This window comes from Acinetobacter bereziniae (genome assembly GCF_016576965.1).
Taxonomy (GTDB): domain Bacteria; phylum Pseudomonadota; class Gammaproteobacteria; order Pseudomonadales; family Moraxellaceae; genus Acinetobacter; species Acinetobacter bereziniae.
This window is the reverse complement of the sequence record NZ_CP066119.1, coordinates 3,897,050-3,922,762: the sequence shown is the minus strand read 5'-3', so window position 1 is coordinate 3,922,762 and position 25,713 is coordinate 3,897,050. Positions and strand designations below refer to the sequence as shown.

Here is a 25,713-nt window from a genome sequence, read left to right as displayed (position 1 = left end):
TTATTAAAATAGTCATCATAAATGTAAAAAAACCTCCAACGATGGAGGTTTTGTGAAGTCTTTACTGTTTACAGTGTTTTTGCTTCACCAACTGATTCTTTAAGATGTTTGCGTAAAGTCTCGAATGGAAAATTTTTGCTGTCCATACGCTTAGGTAAAATATACGCACCTTGCTGACCTTTTACTTTAAAATTCACAAGTAAAAATTCTGGTGTGTTATACCATTCATAAACATCTTTCCAGCCAATCGTACCGACACCTTCTTGTACGCCCATTTGCTGACGCATTACGATACCGCTTGGCTGTACACCGAGTTTGACACCTTTGATTTCTTGAACTGGAAACTCATTCATCTTACGTTTTACATACCATTCAAGCCCAAATTTGCGCACTAAGAGATAAATCGCCACACAGGCAAGAATAACCCAAAAAATAATGGTCGAGTAGTTTTTAATTAACGCAATACCCAAGATGGAAAGGACAACAGCGACACCCATGATTGCCCAAGCTTTAGTCCCAATTTTATTGGTACTGCGCCAAATCGCAAGTTGAGCACTACGTTGTTCGGCTTCCGATACTTCGTATGGAACTGGTTGTAAGGTATAAGCGTAAATATTCTTGGCAGTCATAGTGTCAGTAATGTATGTAAATCTAGTCAGAGTTTAGCACTAAATCCCAAGATTTAGTGCGCCTATTGTACCAAATATCTAGGCAAATTTTACGCTCTTTTATAAAGAAGCTAATTCTGTAGATTGATCGTCACGGGCATGGCTTAAATTTTGTTTGAGGCTACTCAATTGTTTGAGGATACTAAACATTAATGAAAGTTGTTGAAGAATAATCAATGACTTAGAGTCATCTGCTTCTGACTGCCCCAAACGGGTACGAATCGCTTGCAGCATATTATGTGCTGTTAAATCAGGCATTTCATCCCGTAACAAGGCACCACGGATATCATCCAAAGCTTGATCCAGTAGATTTAAAACTTGCTGATCCTGGATTTTTTCACGATGTGCACCCAATGCAGCGATGTAACTAAGGAAAGTATGATTTAAGCATAAAAACTCAAAAGCCAATGTTTTTTGACTTTGGTCAAAATCTGGTTCCGTTGCTAAAGTTGAAATCAATGATGCAACTTCAGCATCTGTATTGTGGGCTGCTCGACGAACAATTCGATAGTTCAAACTGTTGTTACGTCCCTGATGATATTGAGTAACAACATCAGCCAAATAATTACTTTGCGCTTCCAGAGAACGTTGAATGGTTCTTGGCAAACGACGGAATCTCCAATCTGGAAAAATAAAACTCACGCCAAACCATGCCAAGGCACACCCAATTACCGTATCAATCATACGAGGTAGAGCTGCTTCAAAGCCCAACCCATCTAAGTTAAAGTTGATCAGTGCCATGATGGTAATGAACGCTGTAGCTTGTGCGTATTGTTTACTGCGGAGGTCGAAAAATAACACACCACTTATCACAAGCAACAACAGTTGCCCTTCGATGGAAGGTACAAAGAATAAGATGGCATAACCTAAAATAATGCCACCGAGTGTCCCCACAATACGTAATCTTAGGCGGCGTTTGGTGGCATTGAAATTTGGTTGGCTGACAAAGAGTGCTGTTAATAAGATCCAATAACCATATTGAATATTGGTCAATTGCACAAAAACGTAACCGATAAATAAAACCACAGAAACCCGAATCGCATGTCTAAACAAGACCGATTCTGGGGTTAAATTTTGTTTAATGCGGATAACAATATCATCCCAGCCTTTTAAATCATCATCTTTCAGTTGTTGTTCAACATTTTTATTTTGATCATATTTAATATGACGTTCAGTCTCTAAGTTCTGTAATTGGGCATCGATGGATTTTAAGTTTTGATAAAGTGCAAATAATGAGTTGATCCAAATGAGGTCATAGTGTTCTTCTTTTCTGAGCTTATTTAACGACTGTTTTAAATTTTTAAAGGCATATTCAAAGCGGGCGTTATGTTGGTATGTGGTCCGATGTAAAATGCTATCACTTAAATCCTTACATGCTTTGCCTTGTAGTGCCAAAATACGTTGAAAGCGAAATAAAACATCACTATGTTCAAACATTTTTGCCAGTTTTTGATAATCAATGTGTGCTGAATCCGCACGCTCATGTATATCTTGCGCTACAAAGTAATATTGCAAGCTACGCCGTGTATCACGTTGCCCACGGTCGCCTTTGAGACGGGTGAGTAGTGCTGTGCGCATATCGTTAAAAATGCTAATCAGCTGACCATTCTCCATGGACAGGCTAATCATGCTGTCTTGGTAACTGGTCGCTGTCATATCGACATCAAATAAGTTAGATTTGGAAAAAAGAAAATTCCCCAATGATGAAAAACATTGGGACAGCTTGTCTTGAACCTGACGTACTGGGAAGAGCAAAAAACTGATGGTGGAAATGAGACCGTACCAAATCGCCCCAATCACTAACAGACTAGGTTGGATATACCAATGCTCAAAAAGATGAACGCCAAGCATAGAATAAACTGAAACGACCAAGCAACCATAAGAAATGGTGGCATAGCGTCGTCCCAAAGAACCCAATAAAATCCATCCGATACAAGAAACAATTAAACCTAAAGCAAAAAGTACAGGATAAGGGAATAACAAACTCACTGAGGCAGCGGTGATAAAGAATCCAATATAGGTATAAATCAAATTCATGATCCGCACTGAAAAGCGGTCATCAATATCACTCAGACCTGCGGCAACCACACCCAAGGTCAATGGAATGGTCATCAACTGCTGACCCAATAAATAAGGGACAAAAGCAGTGCCTGTAAAGGCGATGACCATCCTCAAGTTATACATGAAACTTGTGTTATAGGTGGCTTTTCGTAGTTTTAACAGCCATGTGTTCAAAGGAAATCCTTATTCAATCGATACGGTGTTATTGCTGGGGTGCTTGTTTTATTGCTGAGGTGATTTTTCACTTATCTTTGTGACACATCTTACAATGGACAGTGTAAACTTGTTCGCAATATTTAGTATGAAATTATAAACGATCTATGTCTGAAAAAAACGCTGGTCAACAGTATTCAACAGGTTGGATTATGCTTTTGGCACTATTTACCTCGTTAGGTCCTTTATCTATCGATATGTATTTGCCAGCACTCCCACAAATGGCGCAAGATTTTAATGTCACCACCCAGCAAGTTGCCAATACTTTACCTGCGTATTTCTTGGGTTTGGCTGTAGGACAATTGATCTATGGTCCAATCAGCGACCGCATAGGTCGTAAAAAGCCACTTTACTTTGGTATGACCTTATTCGCTTTTGCCAGCTTATTATGCGTTTTAGCTCCTGATCATTGGTCATTGATTGCTGCGCGAATTTTACAGGCTTTGGGCGGTTGTGTAGGTGTGGTCATGGCACGTGCAGCCATTCGAGATCGTTTAGATGTTCAAGGTTCTGCTCAAGCTTTTGCCAGCATGATGATTGTGATGGGAATCGCGCCTATTCTTGCGCCATCTATAGGTGCTGCAATTCTGTATTTCTTTCACTGGCAAACAGTATTTGTTGCTTTATTTTTAATTGGTTTGATCTGCTTAGCCTGTGTTCATTTCTTATTTAAAGAAACTTTAGCGCCATCACGTAGACTTCAACTGAATTTTAGTCAGGTTTTTATTTTATATGCTGCTATTTTTAAAGATCGAAGTTTTCGCTTTCCAATGATGGCAGGTTGTTTTACAGGGGCTGCGCTATTTTGTTATATCAGCTCCGCAGCAGCGGTATTGATGGATGGCTATCATTTAACACAACAACAGTTCGCAATTGCTTTTGGTTTTAATGCTTTTGGTATTATTTTACTGTCCTCAATCAATAAACGTTTAGCCAATCGTTTTTCAGTGATCCGCCGTTTAACCATGGGGGGATTGATTCAGGTTGCAGGTGCATTAATTATTGTGGGAGCGGGTTTAATGTCTCACGCGCCGTTAGTGGTTGTTATGCTGGGTTTATTCTTGACTGTTTCAGGGATCGGTTTTACAGGACCTAATGCGATGGCACTTGCAATGTCAGAACAAGGTTCAAGAGCAGGTACAGCCAGTGCAATTATGGGCAGTATGCAGTTTGCTTGTGGTTTATTGGGTGGTGTGGTGTTGAACTTTTTAGTTTGGAATCACTTATTCAATATGGGGATATTGATGTTGGCTTTTACTGTCGCAGGATTCTTGGCAATTTTAAAAGTATCGCAACAACTTAAGCTCAAACAACTTTCATAAATTCCACGCCATTTTTTACACAAGACATAGAAAAGGTCAAATGTAAAAAAACAAAAGCCGACGATTCGAGTGATGAGTAAATCGTCGGCCAAAATACTTCGTTTATAAAGATTCAGGCTGCTATTCTAAATCTTGAAGAAGCATAAGTTTTTAGTCTCTCTGGGGGAGTTAAGGTCTCCAAATTTAACTGCGGATGCCGTGCAATAAACTTGGTTGCTGCAGACCTTATACTTATATAACGACAACAGTTTCTGATTGGTTGACAAGAAAATGAAAAAAAATTTAAAAAATTTTATAATGTCGGTCTCATTGCAATTTAAGTTGACACTATGGTCTCTTTAAATAAATATTTTTTATGGTTTTTTCTACTTTGTTTAGTGTTAACAATGATTGCTGGCATATTGGCGGCAATTTTACCCAATGAGATTGCAGGTGTGTTCACTGCGCTACCTTATTTACTTGCCATGATTATTGTATTGTATCGTTTTCTAAAACAACAACGTCGAGCACCAACCGATCAAGAACGTAGAAATTTAACCTTAGGTTTTACGCTCATTTTCTGGAGTTATAATATATTGGGCGTTTTCACGGGCGTCTGGTTTTTTTCTCGCAACGACCCTGAAATTTGGCAATCATTCATTGCCTATATGCAAAATATCCGATTTTTGAGCACGATACTTATTATGCTTCTTTTGCTTGCCGTTCCTCTCTTTTTAATTACTTATTGGTTTTATGGAACGCAAGCAAAACGAATGGCGGCAAAAATGTTTGAGAATGAAAATTAGGTTTGCTGGTGTGCTAGCTAAAGATCAATGCACAAACATATCCATAAATTCACGTAACTCCTGAATCGCGACTTCAATATCAGTGGTCAGCCAAGTGGGTTCAAAAATACCAGCATAATGTTCTAAACGATCTTGAGGCACGACGAGACGTATTGGACAGTCTTCTTCGAGTAAGCGCCAAGGAATAATAGGAACTTCATTGTCAAGAAAGGAGTTGATATTACGAATGTCAATGATCATGGCATTGATACATTCGGGGAAGGGCATTACTGAAAATTCATCAGTACGTCTACGGAAATATTCCAGATCTCCCCACTTTAAAATATAGCTAGGCTTACTAAACTCAATGATTCCGATTAAATGATCATCTCTAGATGTATGTAAGAAGCATTGATGAGTGACATCGGTGTCTAAATCGAGTGCGACACTTTGTCGTTGATATGCCATATATACAATAGTCAACAAAAATGGGGGTATATATTATAGCCCATTTATCTGTCTCTTACCGCTTTAGATTAAAATTTACTTTTACTTAAAATATTTTACACAAAGTTGATGAATAGACTGATAGTATAAAAATACATCAAGTTGATGGAGGTGGATGTCATGAGACACGATTTCAATAAACCATCTTACGTAACCAGTAATGAAGAGATTACACATAAGAATCGCCTACCAATTTATATGCTTATTCTTGTGGGATTATTTCTCGTATCATTGCTTATTTATATGGCGGCCGATTGGCTCTAATTTAAAACTTATCAATAATTTAAACTATACATTAAGCAGAAACCCTAGTCAGCAAGCTAGGGTTTTTTGATTCTGCTTAGTATTTATGCTTTGTTTTGTTGTATTTATGCAGTAAAAATTGATCGTTATATAAGCAAATTATAAAGTAAAAGAGTAGTTCATCACGCTTTCTGTTGAAAATAAGAATGATGCTTGGAGTCATTTGAGCACACTCAAATTGTTATAAATCTATGACTTGAGGGAATAAAAATGAATGAAATTTTACACACTCAGGGGAATTTTGATGCCATGTATTATTGGAATCAATTTCACCCAATTTTAGCCGCTGTAGCTATCCTGATTGTCGGATGGATTATTGCATTAATTGTCGCAGCAGGTTTTAGAAAAATCCTAGAGAAACTGGGAACAAATTCGAAATTATCTTCTGCCACAGGGCATCGTTCAAACATCGAAAGTATCCTTTCCAGAATTATTTTCTGGGTGGTCATGGTCATTGCTGTCATTGGCGCGCTCAATGTACTGAATTTGAACAGTGTGAGTAGCCCATTCAGTTTGATGATTCAACAATTCTTATTGTTTATCCCGCAACTATTGGCTGCTGTAGCAATAGGATTCATTGGTTGGATTGTAGCAAACCTCGTCAAGGTTGGGCTAAAAAAAGCTTTGGATCGTACTCAACTTGATGAAAAGCTAAGTGCAGATGTGGGTGTTAGCCCAATCAGTCATAACATTGCTGATATTGTTTACTGGTTGATTTTGTTGTTGTTCCTGCCGATTGTTCTGTCGATTTTAGGCTTACAAGGATTATTGGTTCCTGTTCAATCTATGTTGAATGAAGCCATCTCTTATTTACCTAATATTTTCATTGCAGGTGTAATTGTTTTTGTCGGTTATATTTTGGCAAAAATTGTGCGTGGGATCGTAGAGGGCTTAATCAGTAGCTTAAATTTACAAAGCCAAGCTGAAAAAGTGGGGCTATTTAAAAACTCAGATCAGGGCTTATCTAAGTTTTTAGGTTCATTTGTTTTTGCTGTGGTCATGATTACTGCTTTAATCGTGGCATTTGAAGCTTTAGGTATACAGGCAATTTCACAACCTGCAACAATGATGCTCGGTGAAATTATGTATGCGATTCCACATATTATTGCAGCGGGATTAATTTTAATCGTTGCCTATGTGGTGTCTCGTTTTGTAGGGCGTTTGGTTGCTGAAGTTGTTGCAGGAACAGGTGTAGATTCAATTCCTGCTAAATTAGATGTGCAACGTTTTTTAGGTGAAACTAAAGTTTCTTGCATCATTGGATATTTAATCGTGTTCTTTACTATGTTGTTTGCAGTTTCAGAAGCTGCGAATCGACTTGGTTTTGAGCAGGTCAGTGGTCTGATCTCGATGTTCATTCACTTTGGTGCGAATATTCTCTTGGGTGCAGTGATATTGGTTATTGGTTTCTGGTTGGCCAATATCGTGGCAAATGTTGTACAACGTGGAGAATATAACAGCTCGCGATGGTTAGGAAATCTTGTTCGTGTATTGATCATGGGCTTAGTGATTGCAATGGGCCTAAAAGCCATGGGTATCGCAGACTCTATTGTCAATCTTGCATTTGGCTTAACCTTAGGTTCTGTGGCTGTAGCATTTGCTTTGGCATTCGGTTTAGGTGGTCGTCAACCTGCTGAACGTGTTTTAACAGATTTGATTGACAAAGCAAAACAACAAGCAAATCAACCGAATCCTCTAAATCAAAAAAATACAGATTCCGTTGTCACTCCGGCAACAGACTCTAGTCAAGTTACAGCGGATACACCTACGATCGAAAATGAATATAAATCTTTAACCGATTCATTTAAAGAGGATAAAGATGACCCGAATTAACATGTAAATCCTTACAAAGATCGATCAGGATTAAAGCTTGATCGATTTTTTATTCTAAGGTCAAAAAATAAGGGAGATTGAGATGTCCAAGAAAAAGCCAAATAATTTTATTGCTCCAATTGTGATCGCAGGTATTACGGTTGGTTTTTTAGCAAGTGCATATAAATTTGTTTTTGCAAAACCGAAGAAGCAACAAGCGGATTATGTTGAAAAACAAGATGAATCTCAAAATAAATCCCAATCGTGATTGATTAGGCATGTGTGAAGTTGTTTATATGATGTTTTTTCTTGAAAAGAGATAGACATCGGCTGATTTATTGTCTAAATTTAAATCATTCATATGCAACAAGTAAAACACCAATCGAGCTGAATAAAAGTCATTTTTAAAGGAAATAGAAATGAAAATAATCCATTTTGTACAAAAAATTCATCAGTCTTTATTTGCTAAAAAAGACCGACAAAATAGTATGGATTTGGCGATTCAACGTGTGACTCAAAAACAGCAAATCCAAAATCAACTTATTTTGTTTAAAACCGACTATTTAGAATAATTGGATAAATTTGAGTGAGGATGGATTAAACATATTCAGATGCGGCATGTGCTGAAGCCCATGCCCATTGAAAATTAAACCCACCGAGATGCCCAGTGACATCTAGGACTTCACCAATAAAAAACAAACCTTTTTGCTTTTTACTTTCCATGGTTTTGGAAGAAACCTCAGTAGTATCTACCCCACCTAAAGTCACCTCAGCTGTTCGATAACCTTCTGTACCCGAAGGTTTGACCTCGAATTGATGTAATTGCTTGGCAATGTGCTCAAGCTTTTCATCACTGAGTTGTCCGATGGCTGTTTCTGCCCATGTTGACCAAACCAGATTTTGTAATTCAATCACCACACTTTTTGGTAAGTGTTCAGTCAATAATGTTCTCAGCAAAACTTTAGGCTGAGTTTGTTTTTTTGCCTTGAAGAAATCAAACAATCCGAGACTTGGTAAAAAATCGATATTAAAAGTCTGCCCTGCATTCCAGTAGTTGGACAGTTGTAATGAACTTGGACCACTTAAACCACGATGGGTAAACAACAGTGCTTCAGTAAAACTATTGAGATCGTTGGAAAGTGTTGCTTCAACCGCATTACCACTCAGACGTGTGGTCACTTCTTTAAATTGATCTGAGAATGTAAAGGGGACTAAGCCAGCGCGTGTTGGAAAGATGTGATGACCAAACTGTTTAGCAATTTCATAGCCAATCCCTGAGCCTCCTAAAGTGGGTATAGATAAACCACCTGAAGCAACCACAACAGACTCAGCTTGAAAATAGCCTATATTGGTTGCAACCTGAAAATGATCTTCCGCACTACACGTTACCGCTTTGACTTCACAACTGGTTTTGATGTCAACCAAATGAGTTTTTTCACATTCCTTGAGTAGCATGGCTAAAATTTCTTTGGCGCCATTCAGGGTAAATAGTTGTCCGTGTTTACGTTCTTCATAGTCGATACCGTATTCACAAACCAGACCAATAAAATCCCAATTGGTATAACGACTAAGGGCAGAAATAACAAAATGCGGATTATGTGAAATAAAATTGTCAGGTTCGACATAAAGGTTGGTGAAATTACACTTTCCACCACCAGACATGAGGATTTTTTTACCGACTTTATTAGCTTTCTCTACGACCAAGACTTTACGCCCACGTGCAGCAGCTTTGGCTGCAAGCATTAACCCTGAAGCACCTGCACCAAGGACTACCACATCGTATTGGTTCGAAGACATAACACACTCATGAAAATGACAAGCAGGGGATTATAGACAAATTTAGGCAATTTTTCAGAACAATTGTTAGTGTATTATATTGTGAGACGCCCTTGTAAACCGCCAGTATGAATCAACAGAATTCTGCTGTTTTCGACAAAATAGCCTTTAGAGATCAGATCAAATATCCCATAGAACATTTTACCTGTATAAATATGTTCCAATGGTAATTGATACTCTTGCTCAAAATGATGAATGAATCTGAGTAATTCTGGTGTTGTTTTGGCATAACCACCACAACAATATGCATCGGTAAGTGACCAATTAGTTCGCTGGGTCCACTGTTGGATCTCTTGTTTAAGAAAATCTCCTTTTAAAGCTGAGAAGCCGAGAATATGTTGTTCAGGCGCGCTGCGCTCAATAATGCCTGCAATTGTTCCGCCTGTACCGACAGCACAGCAAATCACATCATATTGAGTACCGTCTTGAGGCTTTAAAATCTCCTGACAACCTTGTATTGCCAAAGCATTTGTACCGCCTTCAGGAATAATATAGGTATCGGGATACTCAACTTGGAGTTGCTGATTAAATTCAGGATCTTGCTTTAGCTTGTAATTTTCACGTGAAACAAATTTAAAATCCATGCCCATTTTTTGAGCAAGCATGAGGGTAGGATTATATGTTTTACTCGCTAATTCCTCACCACGAATGATTCCAATACTTTTAAAGCCAAATAATTGTGCTGCATAAGCTGTGGCGGCAATATGATTAGAGTATGCACCACCAAAAGTCAGAATTTTTTTAAAGCCAAGGCGTTGAGCTTCAACGAAATTATATTTAAGTTTAAAAAACTTATTGCCAGAAATATTGGGGTGAATTTGATCAAGACGTCTGACCGTGAGTTGCACAGAACAAGCTAAGTTTAAGTGCTGGTCAGAAATTGTTTGGGCAATAGGATCAAACATCGTCATCTTAAGTACAGGAAAGTGTATTTACACGTTAGTTTACTCAAATCTGCCCAGTGGAATAAAGAATTGAGTAAACATACTTGGTAAAACGCTATTTAGTTATCTCTATTCACTACGATCGTGTATCAACAGAAGTCACTACAGACATTCCCGGGCGTAAAAACTCTAGACCTTTTTGATTTGGATCAATCGCAATCCTGACTGAAATACGCTGTACAACTTTGGTAAAGTTTCCAGTGGTATTGTCAGGTTTCAATACGCTAAATTCAGCACCAGCAGCAGGTGAAATTTGTTCAACGTGCCCAGTAAATTTTTGATGCTTCATTGCATCCACCGTAAAGCTTGCCTTCTGTCCAATACGCATATCCGCGATTTGAGTTTCTTTAAAGTTGGCAATCACCCATGTTTGTTGTGGAATCAGATACATTAACTGTGTTCCTGCTGAAACATATTGTCCGACACGAGGTGTAACTTCACCTAACTGCCCATCCATTGGCGCTGAAATTACACTATAGTCTTTAGTCGTAACGGCTTGGTCAAATTGTGCTTTGGCATTGGTCACTTGTGCTTTGAGCCCTGATTCAGCAACTTGTGCTGTTTTTAAGGCTTCTTGAGCGACTAAAACGTTTGCCTCAGCCTGCTTTAATAATGCCAAATTGTTTTTTACATCTGCTGCGGCTTTGTCCTGTTCGGTTTTAGAGGTCGCACCACTGTTGCCTAATTGTTGATAACGACGAAGTTGTGCTGTAGATAGCTCATAGCTTGCTTTGGCTTGTTCCACTTTGGCTTGTGCCGCAACAATATCAGCTTTGCGCTGTTCAATCGCTTGGCTTTGATTGGCTAAAGTTGTATTGGCTTGGTCAACACCTGCTTCAGCCTGAGTAACTTTTTGATCATAAGTGGTGGTATCAATATGCATCAATGCCTGACCTTTTTTAACGTGATCGAAGTCAGTGACCAAGACATCTTTGATATAACCATTAATTTGCGAAGATAGAACAGTCGTTTTACCCTTGATATAGCTGTTATCAGTTGACTCTATTGCACTGTCAAATGGACCAATTTTCCAAGCACGCATAATTACCGCGATCCCGACCAACAACACCAAAAACATAATCAATAAGGTTCTTTTGGCGGTAGGAATTAATTTACTTGATGGCGGTGGCGTTACAGCTGCTGCGGATGCCTGCTGTGCAGGTGCTGGCGTTGCTGGTTCAGTTGGTTTTTGATCTTGTGACATAAGAGTTCTCAAATATTTTTAATGCATAGAATGACGTCATGGGGTATTGAGTTGATAAAAATCATGAGCGTTGTCTAACTGCTATTGAGGGCTTGTTGCTGTTTTTTGAGTTGGTAACGTGTCCAAGTAATATTAAAACTACTCCAAATCAACAGTAAAATGGCAAATATTCCATTTAATGCAATCACATCATTATACGCACGTACCTGAGCTTCACGTGTCACAATCTGGTTAAGGTTACGATAAGCTTGATTCTGTTCTAATGCTTGATCAATTGTATATTTATTGGCAGATTGCTGATACAAAGCAAGGCGCTGTGCAACTAAAGGGTCTGTTGGCGATAAATCACTGACAATTTCTGCACGATAATTTTGTGTACGCAATTGTTGATAGGTTGAAAAGAACGAATTTCCAATTAAGCCACCAAAACTTTGTGTTGCTGAGAATAGCACCACAAAAGTAACCATATGCGTTGGACCTTTTTGTAAGACACTGATAAATCCTGTCAATAATAAAGGACCAATAAACATACCACTGGCAAAACCCACGATAAACTGACTACGATAGAAGTTTTCTGGTCGCACATCACTGGTCAGGTGATAATCCAAAGCACAAGCGATCAGGACCAAAATCACAGCACCGACCAGATGCCATGAAATTCGTTCTCGTTTAAAGGTCAATGCACTAAAAATAGTCCCCGAAGCAATTCCTAAAAAAATCACGCTATATAGTGTAACGAACTGATCTGGACCCATGCCCATGGTCTTTAAGAAATTCACAGCAGCATAGCTTTGCTCTGACATCAGTAAACGAATTGCCAATGCACCAAAAACAAATTTTAATGTGCTTGCTGAACCCAGCCAACGGGTAATAATCAATGGATTAACCCGGTAATGTTCATAGGTCAGCCCAATAATAATTAGGCTAAATCCTGCAATGAGAGCATAACCCAACCATTTAACTTCAAACCACCAAAGAATAGGACCTTGGCTAAGTACGATACAGAGTAGGGCAAATCCTGGGGCTAATAGGGCAAAGGTCAAAAAATCTTGCTTTTCAAATACTTCAATTCTTAAACTACGCGGCAGTTTTAAAGAGACCACCATCGCCAAACAACAGATCGCCAAACCCAGCTCAAAGGTATATAACACCACCCAGTCATTGACATCGACCAGTGATGGAGAAATGATCCAAGCCAGTGGAATGCCCAACTGTTGGAAGCCCAGTGCAAGATAGATTCCACGTCCGAAATTTTCCCGTCGAAAGGCTTGCATAATGTAGTACATACCCAGTGAGCTGAGTGGGGCTGCAGCCAGACCACTGATGACACGAACAAACAGTGCCATTTCAAACGTATGAACAAAAATATGTAAAACCAAAACGCAGATAAACAAGACCAATCCGATTTCGGAAAAAAGCCGTAGACCATATTGTTGTCTTGCTTTAAACAAAATCATGTTGGAACTGATATTTGCCATGACATAAGCCGCAGGAATCCATGCAGCTTCTGACGGAGTGAGCGAATATTCACCTTGAATCAGGGGGAGGTTTGCGGTAATAAATCCATTACTTAAACTTCCTGAAATTGCCACAAATAAGCCAATAAAAAAATAAATCAGTTTTTTATAGGTTGGATGTGCAATAACAGCAGGCGAACCGGGTAAGGTTGGACGTTCTTCAGGCGTCCAATCGGGTGCAGGTTCAAGTATACGTGGTGATTTATCCATAGCAGTCCCAATTACGCCTTGATACCATCAATCAGCAAATCAACAGCTCTTGTGGCAAGTTGCACCTGTTCCTCATCAGTGAGACCTTGAAATGAGGCACGTAAAATTCCTGTAATCAGTGCATAGTCTTTTGGGGTGAGATCAGGACGGCAAATTTGATGTGCAATTGCTTGGTCAATCAACGGTTGTAAAATTGCATCTCGCCGTTGGTAGATATCCACCATCACTGGATCATTACGATCTATCACACGCCAATATTCCATTAAGGCGGTCAGATAAGGTAAATTCTCAACATGATTACGAATCAAACGAATCAGACCGTCTGGATATTCGGAAAAACTTTTTGCCCGTTCATCTAAGCGAGTCAGAGCTTGTTCCATTAACGCAACCACCAGTTCTCGACGATCCTGAAAGTTACGATAGAAAGTGGCTCTGCCTACTCCAGCCTGATCAATCACTAACTGTAGAGGCGCACGTATCCCTTGTTTGCGGAAAATTGTGAGAGCAGCATCGAGTAAATCCTCACGATTTTTTGCTGCCTGTTGTTGGCGTTTACGCATAGCGATAGAGAGAGTTAATTTTATAGTGATATTTAACGGACATTTTTGTCCGTTGTAAATCATTATCTGTGTGATTTTTTGTAAAGTCAGCGCTTATTGTGGATGGGATTGGTTAGAATATCTTTGTGATTCAAATCATAACTAGTCAAAATCCAAGTTTTTATTTATTTATTTTTTAAAATAAAACAATACGTGTGCTGTCATTGTGAAAAATTCTAAATTAATATTCATCATTATGAGCTGTATCAGTTGGGTGGCTTTGAATGGCTGTACACCATCTGAAAAAAATGCTGAACATTCATCGTCTTCAAAAAAAACATCAGAACAACAAATTGAACAACAATTCAAAGTTTGGAAGGCTCAACAAGACCCTCATTTATTGGCAGATTATTATCAATTTATATCGCAGTATCTAAAACATCCGCCAAGCTTAATGGAACTTACCACGACTCGAAACTATATGCCTGAACAATGCTATCCCAAACGTTTTGCTGTTCCTCCCAAAGCTAATTGGAAAAACGTGGTGAGTAGTTTACAACTGGTGGAAAAGTTAAATCGTAATGGATATTTTAAAACCTATACCATCACAGCGATCTATCGTGCACCTGAATTAAATAAGTGTGTTGGCGGTGCAGGGAAGAGCAAGCATTTAAGTAATTATGCGGTAGATTTTCACGTATTGTCTCCTAAAGAAACGGTTGAAAAAGATCGCGAATTATTGATTAAAAAAATGTGTCATTTTTGGAAAGTGGAAGGCAAAAATTATAAAATGGGGCTAGGGGTGTATGGGAATAACCGCTACCATATTGATACCCAAGGCTATCGAACTTGGGGGAAAGACTATAAATCGAAAAGTTCAGTATGTTTAAAAAATTAGAATAGTATTTTAAAATCAAGCATCATGAATGTGTTTATATTTAAAAATGCTTGGACTTTAGGAAAGTGATATGTCAAGAATAATAAAGAATTGTTTATTTGTAATCAGTGTCTTAACCAGTGGTTTGATTTTTGCACAGAGTAATGCCGCTGTCGAAGTAGATACTGAACAAGATCAGATTTTGGGACATGCAGGAAAGGTAAAAATTAAAGCAGAATCATGTGCTAAGGACAATTATATCTGTGATTATGTACTGTATGATGCTAAAGGCAAGCGCAAGGTATTACTAGAACAATGGAGTAAAACCGCACATGTTTATCAGTTTAATTCCAACTTAATGGGTTTTCTGATGGGAGCAACGGGTGGTGATCATAACCTTATGGTGGTGAATGATAAAAACCAGCAAAAAGATTATGGTAGTTTTCTTGCTATGAATGCCTCACAGAGCTGTTTTGTCACCTATGAATCAAATTTAAAAAATATGCCAAATTCCTTGGTTTTTTATAGTGTTCCTGATTTTCGAGTCCGTTTAGTGCTCAACAATAAAGTGCCTCAATTCAAACAATTCAGTTATCCAACCACTGCAAATTTTAATGATAATGGCAATTTTTCTTTTAATTATAATATTAAAATTGAAGGTGAAATGGGCATGCAAGATGTCATTATTCAAAACCCATGTCAGTCCGATTATCGGGTCATTATGAGTTAGGGTTAATAAAATAAAGTTATTAATTTTATTAAAAAGCATCATTTTTATTTTTGAATTAAGTTGACTATTGTAGATTTATTCAACCAAAAGGAATCTATTATGGTCACTCAACATCAAGTCAATCAAAAACAATATCAAACTAAATCAGAAGCTTATTTAAATAGTGCTGTACATGCTCAGGGGGACGAGTTTGCAAAAATGCAAAACTTAATCCAACAGCATGACTTTAAGCGAGTCTTGGATTTAGGTTGTGGTGGTGGGCATGTGAGCTATCAAGTTGCACCCATTGTAGAGCAAGTAATTGCTTATGATATTACCCCCGAAATGGTCAATCTTGTGACCACGCAATCTCAACAAAAGGGATTTGATCATGTGGTTGGACAGGTTGGTGCAGCAGAAAAATTGGATTTTCCTGCAGAGCATTTCGATTGTGTGATTAGTCGTTATTCTGCACATCATTGGCAAAATATCACGCAGGCACTCCATGAAATTTACCGAGTATTGCGTGTGAATGGCAAAGTGATCATGTTTGATATTATTGGTAACTCCAATCCTGTCTTAGATACCTTTATTCAAACCATTGAAATGATTCGAGATCCAAGCCATGTCCGAAACTATAATTTATCTGAATGGATGGCTTTTGTGGAACAGGCAGGCTTTAAAGTCGAAATCATTGAGAAACAAAGTTTAGCGTTAAATTTTCGTAGTTGGGTAGAGCGGATGCAAACACCTGAAGATGGCATCAGCACGATTCGCTATTTGCAATCTACAATATCAGATCATGTACGCAAATATTACCAAATTCAGAAGGATGGCACATTCACCAGTGAAGCGGTATATTTGGTATTGAGTAAAATTTGATTTATACACCATGTCAAAAATAACAATGAAAAGATGTTTAATCATAATATTGAGCCTGATGTTTTACACAGTAAATAGTCATGCTGAAACATTTAAACGTACTGTGGCAAACATTGGGCAGTTTTCTGTTATTCAAGAATCATGTGATGAGGATGCCAATAAGCATTGTGATTTTGTGCTGTATGAAGGTGATGATTACAGACTACCTTTGGTTGTGGATTGGGAACGAGGTTTAAATTTTGAACATCAGACCAACGATTTTTTGCATTTAAGTTATGGGTATACCTTCAATCTTCATCATAGTTTGTTTATCTCCAAAGATGGTGTAGTTCAAGCCTTGAATGATGTTGTTGCGGTAGATGAAAAGTCGGGGTGTATTGCTCGATTTGAGTTCAAAGATGCACCTACAATTATTTTTCAGAAAATGTTTCGCTCGACAGCACTTAATAAAATACAATTAAAACCTAATGAATATCCCCAAGCCGAATCTGTATGGGTGGATGCTTCGCAGTACTTTAGTGATATGAAATTTGATGAACAAGGACGTTTTAATTATCGTTATGCCAATAAAAATGCTGAAGAAATCACTGCTTACTTGAAACACCCTTGTAAAGAATAAAGTTTTAGACCAATAGAAAACATTTGAAATAAAAAAAAGCTGTATTTTTAATCAAAACTGTTATGCTCAAAGGATAAATAAAACAAAAAGTAGAGGAGATGCTATGAAAAAGCTATCCATGGGTTTGAGTGCAATATTGGTGGTGTTGTTAGTTGGATGTGAAAAAAAACCTCCTACACCGACCAAGACTGAAGTTCGCTCCATTCATATTGCAGGAATGCCAGTATATGAAAAAGATTACCGCTTAACTGCTCGCGATACACCAACCGAAATACAACCATAGAAGCGTATTTTGAAAATATTCAACCCACAGATCAAAGTTGATCTATGGGTTGAATTAAATTGACTTAATGAAAGACTGTTTCTAATGCTTTTAATCCGACTTTAGGATCAAGTAAACCATTATAAATATCGGGAATTTCACGTTCTACGCCAAAAAATGCATAAATTGCGAGCATTGCACCACGAACTGAATATTCAACAGTAAAAACAACATCATCTTCAATTTCAACGAATTGTCCCAAAAAGGCAAAGTTTTTAGAACCTTGAGGAATCACTTGAGGGCGATCACCAGACTTGCGACAAGCAAATAATGCTGATGCATAAGGCATCATTGCTGTTGTCACTGTGGTATTCGCTAATACATGTTCGAGAATATCATCAAAACCAAGTTGTTGAATCAGCTCAGTAAGGATCTCATTGCCTGTGGCTTGGGACATCGGCTTTTTGATGTAATCCCCATTTTGATCAATTTGGAAACCATAGCCCCAAAGTGTAAATGTGCCTTGAGGTAAATCAGCAAAATGTGGTTGGGCTGGGACAACAATCGATAAATGCCAACCAGACTCAAACCAAGTCATCAATGCACCTGTGCCAGGTTGATTACCGGTATATTCAATAATCCGATTTAACAGCACATCATCATGCATGGTGAGGGTGAAAGATTCCCATTTATGTTCATCGATGTTGCCATAAAAAGTCATTGGACGACCAAAGTCAGGCGCTTTTTTTGCCAAGGTTTCCCACAATGTCCAGCCATGATCAAGACGATCACGAATAAGTGCTGGCACATCATCATTGCCACCATAACGGGAATCAGCTGTAATCGAACCTAAAGTAAATATAGCCAGATCTTTTTCTTTTAAATCGATTTGCTCAGCACCTTCAGGGAGGTTGATATATAAGCGTGTCGCTCGTCGTTCTGAGGTTTTCTCATCGGTTTGGAAATCAGCATCAGTTACATAATGTCCAAAACGAACATCGACGCCTTGCTCTACCAGCCAGCGTTGTAATGGTAAAATCATTGAGTCATATTGGTTATATTTGGTTCTTTTTACGCCTGCGAGCGTATGAATACGGGGCAGTTCTTGAATAAAGCGTAGAAAATAGCGACGCAGTTCTGCTGCACTGTGCCATTTCTGGAAAGCAAATGTTGTACGCCACATACGCCAGAAATTTGTTTCAAAGAAGGTTTCATCAAAGAACTCATCTATACGACGACTGCCAATTTTTTCTTCTTTTGATGCCAATAAACGTAACATTTGTGCACGATGTAAGGTATTTAAACCCAGTTTAGATGCATCAGAAATAACATGTTGTGCATTGATCAAGCGAGCTTGGGCATGAGTTTTAATCTGCTCATTGAATTCACGACACTCTTCACGAACAGAAATATCAGGATTTTCTAAAGACGGAATACTGGAAAACAAATCCCATAGACATAAATAAGTTTCATCAGTAAGCATACGTCCACCGCGAGTGACCCATGCTTGAGATGTATTGGGTGTGTGTGCACCATCCATAGATCCACCAGATACATCCAGTTCTTCTAGGATATGAATATTTTGAGCAGGAACCTTGGCATCACGGATCGCAAATGCAGCTGCTGCCATACCTGCGATACCACCGCCAACAATCCAAAGATGTGCTTGTTTAGCATCTAAATGATTAGGTTTATAGTTGTTCATTTTTACCCCTGAATATGAAATTTTGATGATGTATAAATTAAAACCATAGTTTTATTATGGGTTTTTATAGCTTAAAAAAGAGTGAAAAGGAAAGTTATTTTTTGTGATCAAAATCTACAGTTTTATGGATTTTCAGAATATTTCAACGCGATCTATTAATTTTTTGATATGATACAAGTTATTGAAAAATAATTTTTTATTGAGCTTTTGCTCTAAAATGAGTCAAAGCTATTGTATTTGAGAATAATTCACAACTGTATAGAACAAAGTGGATGAATTCGATATGGTTTTAAACTATAGAAAAACTTCATAGTGAAATAATCAATTTTTTTGTATCTTCAAAAAACGCTTGTGGCTTAAAATAAGCTTCTTTAAATACTCTTTGTGACGAGGTAACTCTTGGAATCGTTATTGATTTTAGGCTCTATTGCGCTAGCGTTAATGTTGGGTGCAATCAGTCCTGGTCCTACATTTGTGTATGTCGCTAAAAATTCAATTGCGATTTCTCGTAAACACGGATTATTTACAGCATTGGGTACAGGAACTGGTGCAGCATTATTTGGCTTTCTTGCAGTGATGGGCTTACAAGCCATATTACTGGCAGTGCCATCTGCCTATTTAGTTTTAAAACTCTGTGGTGGGCTGTATTTACTTTGGCTGGCTTATAAAATTATAAAACATGCCAAAGATCCAATGGAACAAGCATCTGGCTCTTCGTTTAGTATGAGCTATCAACAAGCTTATCGCTTGGGTTTGATCACACAGTTGAGTAATCCTAAAATTGCCATTATTTTGGCGAGTATTTTTACCGCACTTTTACCTAAAGAAATTCCAACCTATTATTATTTTGTTTTACCCATTTTGTGTTTCTTTATCGATGTTGGGTGGTACTCCTTGGTTGCTGTTGCATTGTCAGCAGAAAGACCACGCCGTGTATATTTAAAATTTAAGAAAGTATTTGACCGAGCTGCTGGCGGTGTGATGACTGTACTGGGGCTAAAGTTGATTTTTGGATTGAAATAATCAAGTGATTATTCTATAAAAACAGCGCCTGTTATTGAAGTTCTTTTATTTTGTTAATTAAATTAAATAGTTAATTTAGTATTTGCTTGTTATAATTGGCTTGAAAATTATAATGGCTTTGACCATAGAGAGATGTAACCTTGAAAAAAATATTATTTATTGCTGCCCTAAATGGGTTAGTTCTGAGTGCTTGTTCAACCACTGAAACTTCAAAAACGATTCAAGCACCGCAAGTGACTGCTGCGACGACAACGATGAAATATACAGGCGTTAAAACACCAATCTCGATTGGTAAGTTTGATAATCGCTCAAGCTATATGCGCGGCATTTTTTCTGACAATGTTGATCGCTTAGGTGGTCAAGCAAAAACAATTTTAGAAACGCATTTACAGCAAACAGGATACTTCTCTGTACTGAATCGAGATAATCTTTCTGAATTACAACAAGAAGCTGGATTTGGTAAGGCTGCTCAGTCGATTAAAGGTGCTCGTTTTGTTTTGACTGGAGATGTTTCTGAGTTTGGTCGTAAAGAAGTGGGTGATCATCAATTATTTGGTTTACTTGGTCGTGGCAAGACACAAATTGCGTATGCAAAAGTCAATATCAATGTGGTGGATGTAAAAACTGCAGAAGTTGTACATTCTGTGCAGGGTGCAGGTGAATATGCGCTGAGTGAACGAGAAGTTTTAGGTTTTGGTTCAACCGCATCATATGATTCAACACTCAATGGTAAGGTTTTAGATTTGGCCGTTCGTGAAGCTGTCAATAATCTTGTGAATGATATCCAAACCAACAAGTGGTCAACACAATAGGTTTGAATCAACCCATGAAAATTGTTTTATTCTTGATCAGTTGCTTGGCGACCTTAAGTTTAGTCGGCTGCGCTTCTGGACCAAAGTCTCTATATCGTTGGGGAGGATTTCCTCAACAAACTTACCTGATGTTGAGCGTTCCTGAAAAAACTTCACCTCAGCAGCAAATTTTGCTGCTTGAGAAAGATATTGAAAAAGCAAAAGCCAAAAACGAAGCAGTACCGCCTGGTTTATATGCACATTTGGGTTTATTAAACTTAAATATCAATAATGCTCCACGTGCAATTGAGTATTTTGAATTGGAGCGTCAAGTTTACCCTGAGTCCACAGTATTGATGGATCGTTTACTTAAGAAAATGACCACTCGATCTGTTGAGGTTAAGACGCCATGAAGAAAATGAAACAATTGCTGATTTTGAGCTGTTTCGCGATGCTTTTTACTGGCTGCGCAGTGGCACCCAAAAACAACCGAGATTTGGCTGCATATCATGCGCATCAACCTAAGTCGATTTTGGTACTACCACCCATTAATAACTCGCCTGATACGCGTGCAACTTATGGATATTGGTCAACGGTGGCACTTCCGGTTGCTGAGGCGGGTTATTATGTGTTCCCCATTTCTGTGGTTGATACCATGTTTAAAGAGAATGGGGTCACCAATGGATTTGATGCGCAAGCAATTGCTCCTCAAAAGTTAAAAGAGATTTTTGGGGCTGATGCTGCACTTTATATCAAAGTCAACGAATATGGTTCTAAGTATCAGGTGATTCAATCTGTTTCGACAGTTGCTGTAGAAGCAAAGTTGGTGGACCTCGCATCTGGAACTTTACTTTGGCAAGGTGAGGAGCGACTTCAGCAATCCAATGATAATAGCAACGCAGGTTTACTAGGGGCTTTAGTGGGCGCTGTGGTGGATCAGATTTCTAATCACTTATCTGATAAAGCTTATGCCTTATCTGGTGTTGTGAGTTCGCAGTTGTATTCCCCTAATTTAAGCCAACAAAAAGGCTTGTTATACGGACCAAGATCGCCCAACTTTACTCAAAATACAGTAAAACCTTAGGGGCTGTGGACATTTCATAAATGGCTTGCGTTGTAGGTTAAAATTGAGCAGGCAAGGCATGAAATGAAGAGAATAGCGAGACTATTTTTAAGTTTCATAACGTAGCCTGAGATAATTTTAGCCACAACCCTTCGGGACTAGCGTGTTTTTTTGTCGCTTCGTCGTTACGAACTACTCATTTAGAATGACTAAATTTCGTATTTCGTGCCTAGAATCGCCTAAAAAACACACCTAGTCGCAAACATAGACGAATTGTCCACAGACCCTAATAATTTATTGTTCTTGTTAAAAAACAAAACCCCAATTTTAATTGGGGTTTTGTTTTAAAGCCTAAATATCAATGTACCATTGAAATCTTGTCTAAGAAGAACTTGGTTCTTTCATGACGCTCATCTGGTTTATTAAAGAAGTCATCGGTTGCACAGTCTTCTAAAATTTTACCTTGATCCATGAAAATCACTCGGCTTGACACTTTGCGTGCAAAGCCCATCTCATGGGTTACGCACATCATGGTCATCCCTTCTTTTGCCAGCTGACTCATAACTTCAAGAACTTCGCCAACCATTTCTGGATCAAGTGCAGAAGTCGGTTCGTCAAATAACATACATACTGGATCCATACACAAACCTCGGGCAATCGCAACACGTTGTTGCTGACCACCTGACAGTTGTCCAGGAAACTTGTTCTTATGTGCTGCTAAACCGACACGATCTAAATATTGTAAGGCTTTTTTCTCAGCTTCAGATTTAGAACGTTTCAATACTTTGATTTGCCCAATGACTAAATTGTCTAAAACGGTCATATGCGGAAACAATTCAAAGTGTTGGAATACCATACCAACACGAGAGCGAAACTGTGCCAGATCAGTTTTTGAATCTTTGAGCGCTGTTCCATCAACAATAATATTGCCTTCTTGGAAAGGTTCTAATGCATTGACTGTCTTAATCAGTGTGGATTTTCCAGAACCAGATGGTCCACAAACGACCACAACTTCACCTTTTTCAATGGATGTGGTGCAATCTGTGAGAACCTGAAAATCTCCATACCATTTTGAGATATGTTGTATTTCTATCATTGGCATATTGATTCTCCAATTATCGAATTATTGCTATTTTTTGATGTAAACGCTTCACAAGTCTTGAAAGCGCAAAGGAGATACAGAAGTAAACAACTGCTACAATCAGGTAGAAGGTTGCTTTGGTTTCAGCACCATACGTATTTGCTAAAGTATTTGCATTGCCTAGGAAGTCTGGCGCACTGATCACATACACCAAAGAGACGTCTTGGAAAAGTACGATAGATTGAGTCAATATAACAGGTAGCATATTTCTAAATGCTTGAGGCAGTACGACATTGGACATAGTTTGTCCATAAGTGAATCCTAAGGCATAACCTGCATTGACTTGACCTTTTGAGACAGACTGAATACCTGAACGAACAATTTCTGAAAAGAATGCAGCTTCAAAAATTGCAAAGGTGACGACACTGGAAAAGAGTGGTCCATAATAGGTATCAGATTGAAACTCAAAGAATTTAGGCAATAAAAAATAGAAAATAAAAATGACCTGAATCAGTGGAACACCACGGAAAAAGTCAACATATGCTTTAGCAAAATTACTGGCGACTTTATTGTCGGATAAACGCATCATGGCTAAAGGCGTGCCAATCAGAATCCCGCCAATAATAGATAAAATCGTCACAGTAACGGTAAACTTAAACCCTGCAATCAGTGTTTGAATCACATCGTGATTTTGTAAAATACTAAAATCCATGACTATTTACCTCCTGAACCAAGACCAGGAACAGCCATTCTTTTTTCAATCCACGCCATAATAAGCTTAATGGTGTAGGTAATGACCAAATAGACTGGTGTTGAAAGAATAAGAATCACAATATCTTGTGATGTTTCTTCTCGCATCGTTTTGGTATAAGCAAAGAAATTTAAAACACTGAGTGCATACAGCACGGCAGAGTTTTTGAAAATATTCATTGCTTCGGAAGTGAGTGTCGGCCATACAATTCGATATGCAACAGGAAGAATGACATAACGATAGCTTTGGCTTTGGGTAAGACCAATTGCAAAAGCTGCATTTTTTTGACCTCTGGAAACTGTATTGATCCCTGAGCGGACTTGTTCTGCGATACGTGCTGCTGTGTACAATCCTAATGCAAAAACCCCAACTGCGGCTGGATTGTCATTGAGAATATTTTGCCACCATCCACCATGTACCATTTCACCACTGCCTGTGCTGAGGCTGAGTGGGAGTAGTTCTGGAAAAACGAATGCCCAGAAAAAGAGTTGGACAATCAGAGGAATATTTCGAAACAGTTCGACATAACATGTGCCAATAAAGGCAAGTGGCTTGTTGGGAATCGTACGCAAGATTCCGATTAACGAACCCAGCAGGAAAGCGATAAAAAATGCAAGTACCGCAGTCCAAACCATGGTCCAGACACCTGAACCTAAGAGTTGTAACCATGTTGGTGCATCAGCAACAGGAGAGTAACTTTCACCACCTATAGCTTTACAGACGGATTCAGCCCATGCAGCCTTATCCAAACTATATTCATTTGAGGGGAGACAATATGCTGTCCAGTTAAGTGAGCCTACTGACATGTGTGCTCCTTTGTATTTTTAATTTTGTAAAAAACTTATAGACCAGACCTTGATTTAAGCCTGATCTATAAACTGTGATTTGAGCACGGAATTAATTAATGCCAGCGTCTGTAGGATTGGCTTTAAGTTTTAAGTAGGATGAACTCATTGGCATATTTAAGTTCACATTCTTTGGCGCAATTGGAGATTGGAACCACTTTTTATATAAAGCGGCCATTTGACCATTTTTCCACATTGTAGTGACAGTCTTATCCGCAATGGCTTTATATGCTGCATCACCTTTAGGAAGCATAATGCCGTAAGGCTCAGAAGAAAGCACTGGACCTACAATTTTAAAGTCTTTCGGATTTGAAGATTTCGCAATGAGACCTGCAAGAATATTGTCATCCATAACAAATGCTGCTGCACGTCCTGATGCCACCATTGCGAATGAATCAGAATGATCTTTACCGTAAACGTTGTTTACGTTGACCTTTTCACCTTTTTCACCCATTTTGATGTATTTATCAGATGTAGTTCCTTGTGTTGTCACTACAGCTTTACCATTTAAATCTGCTATTGATTTAATTGGTGCATTTGCTTTGACTGCCATGCGTACTTCTGTCGCATAGTAGTTGGTAGAGAAGCTTACTTGTTGTTGGCGTTGAATAGAGTTGGTGGTTGTTCCACACTCCATATCAATATTGCCTGCCAGCATTTCTGGAATACGTGTAGATGAAGTAACAGCCTTATATTCCACTTTAAGATTAGGCATTTTAAGGGTTTTTTTAAGTTCGTTGGCAAAGTTGTTACAGATATCAACCGCATAACCCATTGGTTTACCACCAACAACATAGGAAATTGGATCTGAAGACTCACGATAACCAATGATGACTTTTCCTGATTGCTTGATTTTTGCCAAAGTATCAGCAGCTTGAACTTGTGAAAAAGCGCCACCAGCCATAAGTACGCCAAGCGCAGTGGTGAATACTTTTTTTGATAGTGCTTTTGTAGATTGTGTCATTTTGAGTTCTCCATTACATGATTATTTTGGCATTACAATAGTGCTTGTCCTTAAATTAAGCAGTTATCGTGCCAATGCTTTTCCTTGAAAGAATGATCCATCATATTTCTTTATATCATTATTTTTATACTCACTATTCCAATAAGTAAAGGATAAAAATAATAAATTTAGCAAAACTAGAAATGTGATTGGTATCACAAAGCGAAACCTATTTTATTTAAATATTTTGAAATAAATAGCC

Annotated in this window: 27 protein-coding genes; 14 read left to right on the top strand and 13 right to left on the bottom strand. The window is 38.3% G+C overall.

Annotation, left to right across the window (positions count from 1 at the left end):
- Positions 1-68: 68 nt before the first annotated feature.
- Together I9192_RS18260 and yccS are read right to left on the bottom strand one after the other, a co-directional pair.
- Positions 69-629: an SdpI family protein gene (locus I9192_RS18260; protein ID WP_004830134.1), complete on the bottom strand. Its 561-nt coding sequence runs from the start codon at positions 627-629 to the stop codon at positions 69-71.
- A 99-nt stretch (positions 630-728) separates the two neighbouring features.
- Complete coding sequence (gene yccS / locus I9192_RS18255; protein ID WP_200149979.1) at positions 729-2,903, bottom strand: YccS family putative transporter; 2,175 nt, start codon at positions 2,901-2,903, stop codon at positions 729-731.
- Positions 2,904-3,049: 146 nt separating this feature from the next.
- Between yccS and I9192_RS18250 the strand changes: the two genes are divergently transcribed.
- Together I9192_RS18250 and I9192_RS18245 are read left to right on the top strand one after the other, a co-directional pair.
- Positions 3,050-4,264: a multidrug effflux MFS transporter gene (locus tag I9192_RS18250; RefSeq protein WP_005033703.1), complete on the top strand. Its 1,215-nt coding sequence runs from the start codon at positions 3,050-3,052 to the stop codon at positions 4,262-4,264.
- A gap of 329 nt (positions 4,265-4,593) precedes the next feature.
- On the top strand, positions 4,594-5,049 hold the full coding sequence (locus I9192_RS18245) for an ABZJ_00895 family protein (protein ID WP_005033702.1): 456 nt from the start codon (positions 4,594-4,596) through the stop codon (positions 5,047-5,049).
- A gap of 24 nt (positions 5,050-5,073) precedes the next feature.
- Here I9192_RS18245 and I9192_RS18240 read toward each other — a convergent pair whose 3' ends face one another.
- The gene (locus I9192_RS18240) at positions 5,074-5,496 is read right to left on the bottom strand and encodes a hypothetical protein (RefSeq protein ID WP_004830127.1); all 423 of its coding nucleotides are present in this window, start codon (positions 5,494-5,496) and stop codon (positions 5,074-5,076) included.
- A 552-nt stretch (positions 5,497-6,048) separates the two neighbouring features.
- Here I9192_RS18240 and I9192_RS18235 point away from each other — a divergent pair.
- The 3 genes from I9192_RS18235 (at position 6,049) to I9192_RS18225 (ending at position 8,222) form a co-directional block, all read left to right on the top strand.
- On the top strand, positions 6,049-7,671 hold the full coding sequence (locus tag I9192_RS18235; RefSeq protein WP_004830123.1) for a mechanosensitive ion channel: 1,623 nt from the start codon (positions 6,049-6,051) through the stop codon (positions 7,669-7,671).
- Between the two features lie 82 nt (positions 7,672-7,753).
- Complete coding sequence (locus tag I9192_RS18230; RefSeq protein ID WP_004830122.1) at positions 7,754-7,918, top strand: hypothetical protein; 165 nt, start codon at positions 7,754-7,756, stop codon at positions 7,916-7,918.
- Positions 7,919-8,069: 151 nt separating this feature from the next.
- Positions 8,070-8,222 (top strand): hypothetical protein, encoded by a 153-nt coding sequence (locus I9192_RS18225; protein WP_004830121.1) that lies wholly within the window; start codon positions 8,070-8,072, stop codon positions 8,220-8,222.
- Between the two features lie 25 nt (positions 8,223-8,247).
- Here I9192_RS18225 and I9192_RS18220 read toward each other — a convergent pair whose 3' ends face one another.
- The 5 genes from I9192_RS18220 to I9192_RS18200 all read right to left on the bottom strand — a co-directional run bounded on the left by I9192_RS18220 (position 8,248) and on the right by I9192_RS18200 (position 13,921).
- The gene (locus tag I9192_RS18220; protein ID WP_005033698.1) at positions 8,248-9,447 is read right to left on the bottom strand and encodes a BaiN/RdsA family NAD(P)/FAD-dependent oxidoreductase; all 1,200 of its coding nucleotides are present in this window, start codon (positions 9,445-9,447) and stop codon (positions 8,248-8,250) included.
- Between the two features lie 74 nt (positions 9,448-9,521).
- Positions 9,522-10,391, bottom strand: a complete 870-nt coding sequence (locus I9192_RS18215; protein WP_010591011.1) for a 1-aminocyclopropane-1-carboxylate deaminase/D-cysteine desulfhydrase — start codon at positions 10,389-10,391, stop codon at positions 9,522-9,524.
- Positions 10,392-10,506: 115 nt separating this feature from the next.
- Complete coding sequence (locus tag I9192_RS18210; protein WP_005033693.1) at positions 10,507-11,634, bottom strand: HlyD family secretion protein; 1,128 nt, start codon at positions 11,632-11,634, stop codon at positions 10,507-10,509.
- Between the two features lie 74 nt (positions 11,635-11,708).
- On the bottom strand, positions 11,709-13,361 hold the full coding sequence (locus I9192_RS18205) for an MFS transporter (RefSeq protein WP_005033692.1): 1,653 nt from the start codon (positions 13,359-13,361) through the stop codon (positions 11,709-11,711).
- A gap of 11 nt (positions 13,362-13,372) precedes the next feature.
- Positions 13,373-13,921 (bottom strand): TetR/AcrR family transcriptional regulator, encoded by a 549-nt coding sequence (locus I9192_RS18200; RefSeq protein WP_005033691.1) that lies wholly within the window; start codon positions 13,919-13,921, stop codon positions 13,373-13,375.
- A 205-nt stretch (positions 13,922-14,126) separates the two neighbouring features.
- On the opposite strand from I9192_RS18200, the gene I9192_RS18195 reads away from it, so the two are divergent.
- The 5 genes from I9192_RS18195 (at position 14,127) to I9192_RS18175 (ending at position 17,270) form a co-directional block, all read left to right on the top strand.
- Entirely contained in the window at positions 14,127-14,798 is a 672-nt protein-coding gene (locus I9192_RS18195) for a D-Ala-D-Ala carboxypeptidase family metallohydrolase (RefSeq protein WP_228129520.1), read from the top strand.
- 70 nt (positions 14,799-14,868) lie between these two features.
- Complete coding sequence (locus I9192_RS18190; RefSeq protein ID WP_005033687.1) at positions 14,869-15,507, top strand: hypothetical protein; 639 nt, start codon at positions 14,869-14,871, stop codon at positions 15,505-15,507.
- Positions 15,508-15,606: 99 nt separating this feature from the next.
- Entirely contained in the window at positions 15,607-16,368 is a 762-nt protein-coding gene (locus I9192_RS18185) for a class I SAM-dependent methyltransferase (RefSeq protein ID WP_005033686.1), read from the top strand.
- A gap of 58 nt (positions 16,369-16,426) precedes the next feature.
- Positions 16,427-16,987: a hypothetical protein gene (locus I9192_RS18180; protein ID WP_005033685.1), complete on the top strand. Its 561-nt coding sequence runs from the start codon at positions 16,427-16,429 to the stop codon at positions 16,985-16,987.
- Between the two features lie 103 nt (positions 16,988-17,090).
- Positions 17,091-17,270, top strand: coding sequence for an NF038215 family lipoprotein (locus I9192_RS18175; protein ID WP_005033683.1), 180 nt, complete (start codon positions 17,091-17,093; stop codon positions 17,268-17,270).
- Positions 17,271-17,334: 64 nt separating this feature from the next.
- On the opposite strand, the gene I9192_RS18170 is transcribed toward I9192_RS18175, so the two are convergent.
- Positions 17,335-18,954: an oleate hydratase gene (locus I9192_RS18170; protein ID WP_005033682.1), complete on the bottom strand. Its 1,620-nt coding sequence runs from the start codon at positions 18,952-18,954 to the stop codon at positions 17,335-17,337.
- Between the two features lie 399 nt (positions 18,955-19,353).
- On the opposite strand from I9192_RS18170, the gene I9192_RS18165 reads away from it, so the two are divergent.
- The 4 genes from I9192_RS18165 (at position 19,354) to I9192_RS18150 (ending at position 21,852) form a co-directional block, all read left to right on the top strand.
- Entirely contained in the window at positions 19,354-19,977 is a 624-nt protein-coding gene (locus I9192_RS18165; protein ID WP_004830107.1) for a LysE family translocator, read from the top strand.
- Positions 19,978-20,117: 140 nt separating this feature from the next.
- Positions 20,118-20,789 (top strand): CsgG/HfaB family protein, encoded by a 672-nt coding sequence (locus tag I9192_RS18160; RefSeq protein WP_004830104.1) that lies wholly within the window; start codon positions 20,118-20,120, stop codon positions 20,787-20,789.
- Positions 20,790-20,803: 14 nt separating this feature from the next.
- A complete protein-coding gene (locus tag I9192_RS18155) occupies positions 20,804-21,181 on the top strand; it encodes a DUF4810 domain-containing protein (RefSeq protein ID WP_004830102.1) in 378 nt (125 codons plus the stop codon).
- Positions 21,178-21,852, top strand: a complete 675-nt coding sequence (locus I9192_RS18150; protein WP_004830101.1) for a DUF799 domain-containing protein — start codon at positions 21,178-21,180, stop codon at positions 21,850-21,852. Before I9192_RS18155 ends, I9192_RS18150 begins: the two co-directional genes overlap by 4 nt.
- Before the next feature lie 337 nt (positions 21,853-22,189).
- On the opposite strand, the gene I9192_RS18145 is transcribed toward I9192_RS18150, so the two are convergent.
- The 4 genes from I9192_RS18145 to I9192_RS18130 all read right to left on the bottom strand — a co-directional run bounded on the left by I9192_RS18145 (position 22,190) and on the right by I9192_RS18130 (position 25,472).
- A complete protein-coding gene (locus I9192_RS18145; RefSeq protein ID WP_004830099.1) occupies positions 22,190-22,933 on the bottom strand; it encodes an amino acid ABC transporter ATP-binding protein in 744 nt (247 codons plus the stop codon).
- A gap of 13 nt (positions 22,934-22,946) precedes the next feature.
- The gene (locus I9192_RS18140; RefSeq protein ID WP_004830097.1) at positions 22,947-23,624 is read right to left on the bottom strand and encodes an amino acid ABC transporter permease; all 678 of its coding nucleotides are present in this window, start codon (positions 23,622-23,624) and stop codon (positions 22,947-22,949) included.
- Positions 23,625-23,626: 2 nt separating this feature from the next.
- A complete protein-coding gene (locus tag I9192_RS18135) occupies positions 23,627-24,469 on the bottom strand; it encodes an amino acid ABC transporter permease (protein WP_004830094.1) in 843 nt (280 codons plus the stop codon).
- Positions 24,470-24,560: 91 nt separating this feature from the next.
- Positions 24,561-25,472 (bottom strand): amino acid ABC transporter substrate-binding protein, encoded by a 912-nt coding sequence (locus I9192_RS18130; RefSeq protein ID WP_004830092.1) that lies wholly within the window; start codon positions 25,470-25,472, stop codon positions 24,561-24,563.
- Positions 25,473-25,713: the final 241 nt, after the last annotated feature.